Raw genomic sequence first — 12551 nt, 5'->3', positions numbered from 1 at the left:
CCTGTCAAATTTGTGATCTGGCGCAGGTAGAGCAACATCATTAGCTCGGATAGAGTTACCATGCTTATTTATTGATCAATCACTACTATTACATCAGGAATAATCCATGACTAAAACTAACCTGATCACCGGTTTCCTTGGCAGCGGTAAAACCACCACCATTCGTCACCTCCTGGCTAACAAGCCAGAGCATGAACGCTGGGCGGTGCTGGTGAACGAGTTCGGTGAAATTGGCATTGACGGCGCACTGCTGGCAGACAGCGGTGCGGTGCTCAAAGAGATCCCTGGCGGTTGCATGTGTTGCGTCAACGGGCTGCCGATGCAGGTCGGGCTGAATATGCTGCTGCAACAGAGTAAACCCGACCGACTGTTGATCGAACCCACTGGCCTGGGGCATCCCAAACAGATCCTGTCGTTGCTGACGCAGGACAGCTATGCCGGTTGGATCGACTTGCAAGCTACCCTGTGCCTGTTGGACGCGCGCCAGCTCAGCGAACCGCGTTACCGCGAAAACGAAAACTTCCGCGATCAGTTGGCAGCAGCCGACATTATTCTGGCCAGCAAGAGCGACACCTATCAGCCACAGGATCTATTGGCCCTGCAGCAATGGGCGGAGCAAGATCCCCGACAGCGGCCGCTTTATCATATCCAACAGGGCCAGGCGGATGTCGCGCTGCTGGATATGCCTCGCACGAATCGCACAGAATTACCGGATGCGCAGCATCATCATAGCCACAGCAAAACACAGGGTTTGGCCGCACTGCGGCTGCCGGAAAACTCACGCTGGCGACGAGCGCTCAACCAGGGCCAGGGATTTACCAGCTGTGGCTGGATCTTTGACGCCGACACGGTGTTCGATACCGTTGGCATCATGGAGTGGATACGGCTGGCACCGGTCGAACGCGCCAAAGGCGTAGTGCGTATTGCTGAAGGCACACTGTTGATCAACCGTCAGGGACAGGATCTCAGTATCGAAACACGCCCTGTCGCACCGCTGGACAGCCGAATTGAACTGATTCACAGCGAGAATGCGGACTGGAACGCGCTGCAATCCGGATTGTTTAACATTCGTTTAAGTTGAGATCTTTACCGTTAGCACCCTTTTAATTTTAGACTTACAACAGGTTATGCCATGACTCGCCGCAATTTACCCTTCATCATTTTCTTCAATATACTGGGCATTGCGCTGTTTTTGTCCTGGTTCCTGCCGGCCAACCACGGCTATTGGTTTACCCTGGACTCGTCGATTTTCTTCTTTTTTAATCGTCATTTGGCAACCGACCCCGCTTTTCTGCATTTGGTGGCCATCACCAATAACCGTGCGTTTGATGTAATTTCGCTGATTGCCATGGGGTTGCTGTACCTGTGCTTTTATCTGCAACAGGATGCCGCCGGCCGTCGCCGTTTGCTGGTCACCGGCGTGGTCATGCTGCTGACCGCGGTGGTACTGAACCAGTTGGGGCATCTGTTACCGGTCAAGCACCCCAGCCCGTCGCTGAGTTTTGAGAATGTTAATCGCGTCAGTGAACTGACCGGCATTCCCACCAAGGATGCCTCCAGCGACAGCTTCCCCGGTGACCACGGCATGATGCTGATGATTTTCTCCTGCTTTATGCTGCGCTACTTTAACCGCCGCGCGTTTACCGTCGCACTGCTGATCACGGTGGTGTTTTCATTACCACGCGTAATGATTGGCGCTCACTGGTTTACGGATATCGCCGTCGGTTCCCTGTCGGTGGTGCTGGTGGGGGCCAGTTGGTGCCTGATGACCCCGCTCAGCGATGTGTTAATCCTGCGCCTGAATCGTATGCTGCCCGGTAAGCACCGCCCAGCACAACCATAACCCATCGTTATGACCCGCAGGAGGCCGCCGGCCTCCTGCTGATTTCCCCGCCGCTTTCTGTTTATTTCCACATCACCGCGTTAACGCTTCTGTCACCTAATTTCACGCAAAACCAACACAACGGACAATCGGCGTTTTTTATATGAAGATTTACATTATGTTACATCACAAATTCATATATAAAAGGGCGGAAAAAGACTCGCAATCCCCAATTCGTTACGGTAATCTCGGATGCGTTTGTGCCTGGTTTAACTCGACTCAGCATCAAATCCATTAAAAATGTGCGTTCCAGCACGTTTTCGGCGGTATCTGATTGTCGATAAAGCAGGTGCAGATTAGTCTCGTTCCGTTTGGCATTTTTCAGATAGCGACTGACGTCGTTAAGGACTTCAAGGGAAAACAATAACAATGGTCAGATCTCAACCGTTTCTGAGATATTTTTTGCGGGTAGTACCTGCAATTGCCGCAGCGGTAATGCTCTCCGCGTGCAGCACGACACACACTTCGAACTTGAATAACGCACAAACTGAGATGCGTGCAGTTAATGACAAAGATGGTCTTTTACTGCAAGCCTCTCAGGATGAATTCGAAGCAATGGTCCGTAACGTTGACGTTAAGTCAAAAATTATGGATCAGTATGCAGACTGGAAAGGTGTTCGCTACCGTTTAGGCGGTGAAACCAAGCGCGGCATTGATTGCTCAGCGTTTGTACAACGCACTTTCCGTGAACAGTTTGGCATGGACTTACCTCGTTCTACCTACGAACAGGAAGACCTCGGCAAGAAAATCTTGCGCACCAAACTGCGTCCTGGCGATCTGGTGCTGTTCCGCGCCGGCTCTACCGGACGCCATGTCGGCATCTATTTAGGTAACGATCAATTCGTTCATGCCTCTACCAGCAGCGGCGTGATGATTTCGAAACTGAGCGATAACTACTGGAATAAACGTTATCGCGAAGCCCGCCGGGTGCTGACAAGCAGCTGACGGAGCAAAACTTGATTGTCCTGAAGACCAAACGAGCGATAGAACGCTGCCTACGGGCAGCGTTTTTTTTACACGGAGCCCCCCTCTCAGAGTGCCGCCGTTATCTATTCGCGTTGTTTTCAACATCCCCCTTTATATTTCACGAGATTATTGCTGGGAAACTACGCCGACGATGAAAAACTCACCTATTATCGTCAAATAGGAATAACAGTGATAATGCAGGGTTTAGCCTATTATCACCCTTGGATAAACGATGAATAATGGCTGCAACACGGTCATTGCGATATATTAGACAGTCACTCTATAACAAAAACAAATTGATACGCCGTGCTCAGGGGGCAGGTTTATGGGCTTGAAAAGGGCATTTGCACGCCACGTTTCGCACAGACGACGCAGCCTGGCTAAAAGCGGCATCGTGGCCCTGGTATTTTTTATCCTGTTTATGGCTATTACGCTTTCTTTGATTAGCCACCAGCGCACGCAATATCAACGTGCGGTAGAACAACGGACGCAGAAACTCACCCTCGAGACCTTTAATAGCCTGACGGCAGTCATGCAACAGTTGATGCCGTTGACCGAACACTCCTGTGCCACCAGCCAGCCGGAAATTACCTACCAGGCCGCTTTTCATTCCGGCGTACGCACCTTTATGTTAGTGAAAGACGGCTTCGCCTATTGCTCTTCCGCTACCGGCAACATGATGCTGGCACTAAAAAATATCTACCCGGAAATTGACCAACAGCAGCGGCTGGATCTCAAACTGCAGCAGGGTACCCCACTGGTCCCCGGAAAACCGGCGGTTGCCGTTTGGTTGCGCCAGCCAGGCAAAGAAGACACCGGCATACTGGCCACCCTGGATATTGGCCTGATGCCCCAACAGATGTTCGGCACCAGCACCGGTCGAACCCATGGCGTTGCCATTATTCTGGACGATCGCGCCCTGACCAGTTTTAGTCCAAACCTGATGCCAGTGAGCCAGCTACCGGACGAAGAAGCCGACCGCATTTCCATCGCCGGCACGCCGATGACCATTCTGTTTTATAACCAAAAACTAACGCCCAACGACATCCGCCTGACGCTGTTGGGCAGCCTGGTGCTGTCTTTGATGACCGGCGTGCTGTGCTACTACATGCTGTTGCTACGCCAAAGCCCGGAGCGGGCACTGATGCGCGGCATTAAACGCAACGAGTTCTTTATCGAATATCAGCCGGTGTTTCATACCCGTTCCGGCACCATCGGCGGGCTGGAAGCACTGATCCGCTGGCAGCACCCAATCGAAGGACGTATTCCGCCAGATCTGTTCATTCCCTATGCCGAGAACGAAGGGCTGATTGTACCGCTGACACGACACCTGTTCCGCCTGATTGCCGAAGACGCGCCCAAGTTGGCAACGGCATTGCCGCAGGGGGCCAAGCTCGGCCTGAACATCTCCCCTTCCCACCTCAATGCCCCCTCTTTCCATCACGATGTGTACGAACTACTGGCGCAATTGCCGGGGGACTACTTCACGCTGGTATTTGAAATTACCGAACGTGGCATGGTGGAGGAAGGCAACGCGTTGACCGAGTTCGACTGGCTGCATCAGCAAGGTATTGAAATCGCTATCGATGATTTTGGCACCGGCCATAGCGCATTGATCTATCTGGAACGCTTTAGCATGGACTATCTGAAGATAGACCGTGGCTTCGTCAACTCCATCGGACGGGATACGGTCACTGCCCCGGTGCTGGACGCGGTGATTTCACTGGCTAAGAAACTGAAAATGCAAACCGTGGCTGAAGGGGTGGAAACCGCCGAACAGCTGCACTTCCTGAAGGAACAGGACGTTAACTTTATGCAGGGATATTATTTTAGTAAACCGCTGAGCATCGATAACTTCGTGGCCTTCTGCAACGCCCATACGGTCATGGATCATCAGGCGCTAAAGGACTGAATTTTTTAACTTCTTTACCCTTAGGCACGGCAGAAAATGTTATGCTGCCGCCAGGTTTAACTGACTTTACAGCAGGAGCTTACCGTCAAGATGTCCGTGCGCGTTTTTGCTGCCCTGGTGCTCTCAGCACTGAGTTTTGGCCTGCAGGCCGAAACCCTCAATGAAAGCTATGCTTTCGCCCAGCTCGGTGAGCCGAAATACGCCACCGACTTCAGCCATTATGACTACGTCAACCCAGCGGCACCGAAAGGCGGTGACGTGCGACTGGCAGCGATCGGTACCTATGACAGCTTTAACCGCTATGCGCCACGTGGCGTATCCGGCGAGCGTACCGACGCGCTGTATGACACCCTGTTTACTACCTCAGACGATGAGATCGGCAGCTACTACCCACTGATTGCCGAATCTGCTCGCTTCCCGGCCGATATGCGCTGGGTGGAACTGGACATTAACGCTCGCGCCCGCTTCCACGATGGCTCGCCGATCACCGCTGCCGACGTCGCCTTCACCTTTAACAAGTTTATGACCGAAGGCGTACCGCAGTTTCGCGTGGCGTATAAGGGGATCTCGGTCAAGGCCATCTCACGCCTGACGGTGCGTATTGAATTCCCCCAGCCGGATAAAGACAAGCTGCTTGGGTTGTTTAGCCTGCCTATTTTGCCGCAGAGCTTCTGGAAAGATCACAAACTGAACGAGCCGCTGAACACCCCGCCCCTCAGCAGTGGTCCTTATAAGGTCGCCAGTTACCGGCTCGGCCAATACATTACCTATCAGCGCGTGCGCGATTACTGGGCCGCTAACCTGCCGGTCAACCGCGGCCGCTTTAACTTCGACAGTATCCGCTACGACTATTATCTGGATGACAAAGTTGCGCTGGAGGCCTTCAAGGCCGGTGCCTACGATTTTCGCGTTGAAGGTTCGCCAAAAAGTTGGGCGACCCAGTATCAGGGCGGCAATTTCGCCCGCAATTACATTATCAAACAGGACGAAACCAACCAGTCGGCGCAAAACACCCGCTGGATGGCCTTCAATATGAGGCGCCCTCTGTTCACCAATCCCCGGGTGCGTGAGGCGCTCACACTGGCCTTTGACTTCGACTGGATGAATAAAGCGCTGTATTACAACGCCTATCAGCGTACCAACAGCTACTTCCAAAACACTCAATACGCCGCCAGCGGCTACCCGGATGCGGCCGAACTGGCGCTGCTGGGCCCGCTGAAGGGCAAGGTACCGGCTGAGGTGTTTACCAGCATCTATCAACCCCCTTCCTCTGATGGCAGCGGCAACGATCGCCAAAACCTGTTGAAAGCCACTCAGTTGCTGAAACAGGCCGGCTGGGAAGTGAAAAACCAGCAGTTGGTCAATAGCAAAACCGGTCAGCCGTTTAGCTTTGAACTGATGTTACTTAGCGGCAGCAACTTTCAGTACGTATTGCCGTTCCAGCACAACCTGAAACGGCTGGGCATTGATATGCAGATCCGTGAAATCGACATATCCCAATTCACCAAGCGCATGCGCGATGGTGATTTCGATATGATGCCGACGGTTTATCTGGCGATGCCGTTCCCAGGCTCCAGCCTGGAGACCCTTTGGGACTCCAAATACATTAACTCCAGTTGGAACAGCCCCGGCGTCAGCGATCCTGCGGTCGATAGCCTGGTCAGGCAGATTGCCGCGCATCAGGGCGACGAGAAAGCCCTGCTGCCGCTGGGCCGCGCGCTGGATCGGGTATTGACCTGGAACCGGTATATGCTGCCAATGTGGTATTCCAACCACGACCGCTATGCCTACTGGGACAAATTCTCCACGCCGTCGATCCGCCCGGCCTACGTGATTGGTTTCGATAACTGGTGGTTTGACGTCAACAAGGCGGCGCGTTTGCCGGCTCAACAAAAGTAAGGGGTCAGCGATGACGGCTTATTTGATTCGCAGGCTGTTGCTGATCATCCCCACCCTGTGGGCGATCATCACCATTAACTTTTTTATCGTGCAAATCGCCCCCGGCGGCCCGGTCGATCAGGCGATTGCCACTATCGAAATGGGCCAGAGCAGCGGCTTTGGTGGCGGCGGTGCCGGTGAAGGGTTGGGACATGCGCGTATCGGTGTCGGCAGTGCGACGGATAGCCAATACCGTGGCTCACGCGGGCTGGATCCGGAAGTGATCGCCGAGATCACCCAACGCTATGGCTTCGACAAACCACTGCACGAACGCTATTTCACCATGCTGTGGAATTACATGCGCCTCGACTTCGGTGACAGCCTGTTTCGTGGCGCGTCGGTGATGCAGTTGGTTGGCCATAGCCTGCCGGTGTCGATCACCCTGGGACTGTGGAGCACGCTGATTATCTATCTGGTGTCGATCCCGCTGGGGATCCGCAAAGCGGTGCATAACGGCAGCGCCTTCGATACCTGGAGCAGTACCCTGATTATCATCGGCTATGCTATCCCGGCCTTCCTGTTCGCCATTCTGATGATCGTGTTGTTCGCCGGTGGCAGCTACCTCGACTGGTTCCCGCTACGCGGTCTGGTTTCCAGTAATTTCGATACCCTGCCGTGGTATGGCAAGATCACAGATTATCTGTGGCATATCACGCTGCCGGTGTTAGCGACGGTGATTGGCGGCTTCGCGACCCTGACCATGCTGACCAAAAACTCATTCCTTGATGAGATCCGCAAACAATACGTAGTCACCGCGCGCGCCAAAGGGCTGGACGAAAACAAGATCCTTTACCGCCACGTGTTCCGCAACGCCATGCTGTTGGTGATCGCCGGTTTCCCGGCGACCTTTGTCAGCATGTTTTTCACCGGTTCTTTGTTGATCGAGGTGATGTTCTCGCTTAACGGTCTGGGGCTGCTGGGCTATGACGCTACCCTGCAGCGCGATTATCCGGTGATGTTCGGCACGCTGTATATCTTCACCCTGATTGGCCTGCTGTTGAATATCCTCAGCGATATCACCTATACCCTGGTCGATCCTCGCATTGATTTCGAGGCCCGCCAATGAGCCGCTTAAGCCCAATCAATCAGGCACGTTGGGCACGCTTTCGCAGCAATCACCGTGGTTATTGGTCACTGTGGATTTTTCTGGTGCTATTTATCCTCAGCCTGGGAGCCAACCTGATCGCCAATGACAGGCCGCTGCTGGTGCGCTATGAGGGCCGCTTGTACCTGCCGTTCGTTATCGACTACAGCGAGACCACCTTCGGCGGTGAGCTCAATACCGTCACCGACTTCCAGGATCCGTTCGTCAAAAAACAGATCGACAACCACGGCTGGGCGGTTTGGCCACCGATTCGCTTCAGTTACGACACCATCAACTTTGCTACCGAGGTGCCCTTCCCCTCAGCCCCTTCGCGCCAAAATCTGTTAGGTACCGACGGTAACGGCAGCGACGTACTGGCCCGCGTGCTGTATGGCTTTCGTATTTCGATGTTGTTCGGGCTGGCGCTGACGCTGTTTTCCAGCGTGATTGGCGTCTGTGTCGGTGCGATACAAGGCTACTACGGCGGCCGCGTGGATCTGTGGGGCCAGCGTTTTATTGAAGTGTGGTCAGGCATGCCGACGTTATTTTTGATTATTCTGCTGTCGAGCATCGTACAACCCAATTTCTGGTGGCTGCTTGGTATCACCATTTTGTTTGGCTGGATGAGCCTGGTGGGCGTGGTACGCGCCGAGTTCCTGCGCACCCGTAACTATGACTACATCCGCGCCGCCCGCGCCATGGGGGTGCAGGACCGGGTCATTATGTACCGGCATATGCTGCCCAATGCGATGGTGGCGATGCTGACCTTTTTGCCGTTTATCCTGTGCGGCTCCATCACTACCCTGACCTCACTCGATTTCCTGGGCTTTGGCCTGCCGATCGGTTCTCCGTCGCTCGGGGAGTTGTTGCTGCAGGGCAAGAACAACCTGCAGGCGCCGTGGCTCGGCATCACCGCGTTCCTGGTGTTGGCCGTGTTGCTGTCTTTACTCATTTTTATTGGCGAAGCGGTACGCGACGCTTTTGACCCCAGCAAGGCGCATTGATATGGCTAGCACTCCTTTGCTTTCAATTCAGGATCTCGGCGTCGCTTTCCGCCAGGGTGACCAGCTGAATCAGGTAGTCAACGGTATTTCGCTACAGATAGAAAAGGCAGAAACGCTGGCGCTGGTCGGGGAGTCCGGATCGGGCAAAAGCGTCACCGCGCTGTCGGTGCTGCGCCTGCTGCCTTCGCCACCGGTGGTCTATACCGGCGGTGATATCCAGTTCAACGGCCATTCGTTACTCCATGCCTCGGAGGCCGAACTGCGCAAGGTGCGCGGCAACCAGATTTCAATGATTTTCCAGGAGCCGATGGTGTCGCTCAACCCGTTACACAGCATTGAGAAACAGCTGGCGGAAGTATTGGCGCTGCATCGAGGTATGCGGCGCGATGTTGCTCGCGGTGAAATAATTCAATGCCTGGATCGGGTTGGCATTCGCAACGCTAAAGGGCGTTTGAAAGACTACCCGCACCAACTCTCCGGCGGCGAGCGTCAGCGGGTGATGATCGCCATGGCGGTGTTAACCCAGCCTAAGCTGCTGATTGCCGATGAGCCCACCACCGCGCTCGATGTGACCATTCAGGCGCAAATTCTGTTGTTGCTGAACGAATTGAAGCAAGAAATGGGCATGGGCCTGCTGTTTATCACCCATAACCTGAATATTGTGCGCCGCCTGGCGGACAACGTGGCGGTGATGCGCCAGGGTCAATGCGTTGAGCAAAACAGCCGAACCCGCCTGTTTAGCCAGCCGCAACACCCCTATACCCAACAATTACTGGCAGCAGAGAACCTGGGCGACCCGCTGCCGCTGCCGGCCGATGCCGCCCCGTTGCTGAAAGTGGAAAACCTCCAGGTCAGTTTCCCGATCAGGCGTGGTTTACTGCGCCGTACGGTGGACCAACATTATGCGCTGAAAGATTTGAGCTTTGAACTGAAGGCCGGGGAAAGCGTCGGACTGGTGGGCGAGTCAGGATCGGGTAAGAGCACCACCGGGTTGGCGTTACTGCGTTTGCTTAATGCCAACGGCTCCATGTGGTTTAAAGGCCAGCCGTTGCACCAGTTCAGCATGAAGCAAATGTTGCCGTACCGCAGCCAGATGCAGATTGTGTTCCAGGATCCTTTCTCCGCGCTGAATCCACGGCTGAATGTGCTGCAAATCATCGCCGAGGGGCTGGAAGTCCACCAGAAACTGAGCGCTGCACAACGAGAGCAGCGGGTGATTGAAACATTGCAGGAGGTGGGGCTGGATCCCGCCCTGCGCTATCGCTACCCTACCGAGTTTTCCGGCGGCCAACGCCAACGCATCGCCATCGCACGGGCGCTGATTTTACAACCGCAGTTGCTGATCCTCGATGAGCCGACCTCGTCGCTGGATAAGTCGGTGCAGGCGCAAATCCTGACGTTGCTGAAATCGCTGCAACAACGCCACCGACTGGCCTATCTGTTTATCAGCCATGACTTGCAGGTGGTGCGTTCACTGTGCCATCAGGTGATTGTGTTACGACAGGGGGAAGTGGTGGAGCAAGGCGACTGCCAGACGATCTTTAACTCACCGACCGCCGCTTATACGCAGCAGCTGTTACAACTGGCGGATTAGCGACGGAGTTCAGAAAGGGTATTGAGCGCTCATCTGCTCGGCAATAGCGGCACCTACGTTTTTTAACCGGCACATGGTGGCGCTTTCATCGCCGCGATGCACAAACAGGCAAGGTTCCCCTTCCCACTCTACGATGGCGCAGTCGACCTGAATTTCCTGCAAAGACAGCTTAAGCTGCTGCATCACCTGCCAGGCGTCGGCGCCCTCATGGCTGAGCAGTTTCAGCCCCATCAGATTGTTATCTTCGTCTATTCCGCTGAGCGGAATCGGTTCAACCTTGACGCCGGTAAAACCTGATAGCCAACGATAACTTTGCGGCAAGCGATGAACTACCGAAAGTTGGATACTTTCCACATGAAATCCCTAGTTTGAAAAATGAAACACTTTTTACCTGACAGGGTAACTAAGTTATAGCCGTTGACGCCTGACTCTGCCGCTCATGAATGTTATTTAAATGTAAAATACGTCACAAGCAGTTAACTAGCCCCCTGCGCTTGCCGATGTCCTGCTGTTTTAGTGACGCCCGTTGGGGTCATTTCACGGCATTTTGAGACTCAGCTCGCATTTTTTCGTTATATGTAACCCTTTCCCGCCGCGATCTCAACTCTTTTTTCTTGCAATACGGTTACTTATTGCTCCGCATAATTTTACATTGAGGAAACATTTAAGGTTGTTCAACAACCAGTGATAACGCGTTAACTCATTGATTATCATTATCACTAAGTTAAATTGCGTACCGTTTCCTGGTCAAACCTATTGGGCAAAGACCGGTTGCAGCCCGGCGCAGGCAGAGCATTTTTTTTAACAAAAAGCACACAGGCAGCACGGCAAACCATCGCTTAGCGCACTTATATTTAGCAACGAATTTTTTATTGCGCCAGAATTTCAGAAGGGAGTGACAGAGGGCTGATTTCACTCAGGCTCAACACCAGATTGAGCCTGAGTCAGAAAGGAGAAACTACGGGGTATCAGGCGACGCTTTATGCCGTGGTCGGCTGGCATACAGATAGAACAGCACCGCAACGATGCTGCACAGCGCCATCGAGGAAACCATCGGCCAGGCGCTCTTGCCGGGAGCCATTGCCAGTATCGCCCCCACCAATGCACCGATACTGAAACGCAAGGTACCGGCCAGTGAAGACGCCGTGCCCGCCATATGTGGGAAATCGTCCAGGATCACCGCCATGGCGTTTGATGAAATCATGGCAATACAGCCCAGATACACCGCCACGCCAATCACCAATGCCCAGAACCCCAGGCCAATAGCGCTTACCGCCAGCAGCCACAGCCCCATGACCAACTGAACAAACAGCCCCAAACGGAACATCTTGATCGCGCCCAACCGCCGGACATTACGGCTGTTGACCAACGTCGTCAGGAACAGGAAGACAATGTTCAGCGCAAAATAGTAGCCAAAGTGCTGCGGGGAAACATGATTCAGTTCGATATACACGAATGGCCCGGCACTGAGAAACGAGAACATACCGGCGAAGGAGAAGGCACTGGCCAGCATGTAGCTCAGCACGCGCTTATGGCGGAACAATGAGGCGAAGTTACCCAGCGTGGTACGCAGATGGAATTTTTGCCGCCGCTCTTTGGGCAACGTCTCTTTAATAAAGAACGCCACCAGCAACGAACCGATCAGCGCCGCGGCCCCCATGGTCCAGAAAATCGCATGCCAACTGAACCACAACAGCAGCGCGCCACCGATCATCGGTGCCAGTAACGGCGCAATGGTCATCACCAGGATGACAAACGACATCATGCGCGAGAACTCGTCCTTGGTGAACATATCGCGCATCAGGGCGTTAATCACTACGCTGGCCGCCGCCGCCGACAGTCCATGCAGGAAACGCAGGTTGATCAATTGGTCGATCGACTGCGCCATAGCGCAGGCACCACCGGCAATCGCGAAGATCAGCGTTCCCCACAGGATCACCGGCTTGCGGCCAATGCTGTCTGACATTGGCCCGTAGAACAACTGCCCCAGGGCAAAGCCGAGCATATAGGCGCTGAGCGTCATCTGTACGCTGCCCGACCCGACGCCGAACTGTTTGGCAATCACCGGCATACTGGGCAGGTACATGTCGATGGCCAGCGGCATCAGCATGGACAGCAGACCCAGAATAAAAATCAAACCGAGGTGAGATGACCGGTTCTGTAACACGTTC

The 12551-nt window shown here is 54.1% G+C and carries 10 protein-coding genes; 8 read left to right on the top strand and 2 right to left on the bottom strand.

All coding sequences use genetic code 11. From position 1 onward, the window contains the following. The first annotated feature begins 106 nt into the window (after positions 1-106). The 8 genes from OC597_RS24595 (at position 107) to yejF (ending at position 10380) form a co-directional block, all read left to right on the top strand. Positions 107-1081: a CobW family GTP-binding protein gene (locus tag OC597_RS24595; protein ID WP_261258043.1), complete on the top strand. Its 975-nt coding sequence runs from the start codon at positions 107-109 to the stop codon at positions 1079-1081. 51 nt (positions 1082-1132) lie between these two features. After that, positions 1133-1843: a phosphatase PAP2 family protein gene (locus OC597_RS24590; RefSeq protein WP_261258045.1), complete on the top strand. Its 711-nt coding sequence runs from the start codon at positions 1133-1135 to the stop codon at positions 1841-1843. Between the two features lie 408 nt (positions 1844-2251). Continuing rightward, complete coding sequence (gene mepS, locus OC597_RS24585) at positions 2252-2827, top strand: bifunctional murein DD-endopeptidase/murein LD-carboxypeptidase (protein ID WP_261258047.1); 576 nt, start codon at positions 2252-2254, stop codon at positions 2825-2827. A gap of 346 nt (positions 2828-3173) precedes the next feature. Further along, positions 3174-4760, top strand: a complete 1587-nt coding sequence (gene pdeN, locus OC597_RS24580; protein ID WP_262210894.1) for a cyclic di-3',5'-guanosine monophosphate phosphodiesterase PdeN — start codon at positions 3174-3176, stop codon at positions 4758-4760. 90 nt (positions 4761-4850) lie between these two features. Beyond that, positions 4851-6659, top strand: a complete 1809-nt coding sequence (locus OC597_RS24575) for an extracellular solute-binding protein (protein ID WP_262210892.1) — start codon at positions 4851-4853, stop codon at positions 6657-6659. Positions 6660-6669: 10 nt separating this feature from the next. Next, a complete protein-coding gene (locus OC597_RS24570) occupies positions 6670-7764 on the top strand; it encodes a microcin C ABC transporter permease YejB (RefSeq protein WP_261258053.1) in 1095 nt (364 codons plus the stop codon). After that, positions 7761-8786 (top strand): ABC transporter permease, encoded by a 1026-nt coding sequence (locus OC597_RS24565; protein ID WP_262210889.1) that lies wholly within the window; start codon positions 7761-7763, stop codon positions 8784-8786. The genes OC597_RS24570 and OC597_RS24565 overlap by 4 nt, the downstream gene beginning before the upstream one ends. 1 nt (position 8787) lies before the next feature. After that, positions 8788-10380, top strand: coding sequence for a microcin C ABC transporter ATP-binding protein YejF (yejF, locus tag OC597_RS24560; RefSeq protein ID WP_261258057.1), 1593 nt, complete (start codon positions 8788-8790; stop codon positions 10378-10380). A 9-nt stretch (positions 10381-10389) separates the two neighbouring features. Here yejF and OC597_RS24555 read toward each other — a convergent pair whose 3' ends face one another. Both OC597_RS24555 and OC597_RS24550 read right to left on the bottom strand, forming a co-directional pair. Next, on the bottom strand, positions 10390-10734 hold the full coding sequence (locus tag OC597_RS24555; protein WP_085117672.1) for a YejG family protein: 345 nt from the start codon (positions 10732-10734) through the stop codon (positions 10390-10392). Between the two features lie 604 nt (positions 10735-11338). Then, positions 11339-12547 (bottom strand): Bcr/CflA family multidrug efflux MFS transporter, encoded by a 1209-nt coding sequence (locus OC597_RS24550; protein ID WP_085117674.1) that lies wholly within the window; start codon positions 12545-12547, stop codon positions 11339-11341. Positions 12548-12551 lie beyond the last annotated feature (4 nt).

It is taken from the genome of Serratia proteamaculans (assembly GCF_946227095.1).
In the GTDB taxonomy this organism is placed as follows: Bacteria; Pseudomonadota; Gammaproteobacteria; order Enterobacterales; family Enterobacteriaceae; genus Serratia; species Serratia proteamaculans_E.
Note: the sequence above shows the minus strand (reverse complement) of the source record. Positions and strands in the feature narration are given on the sequence as shown.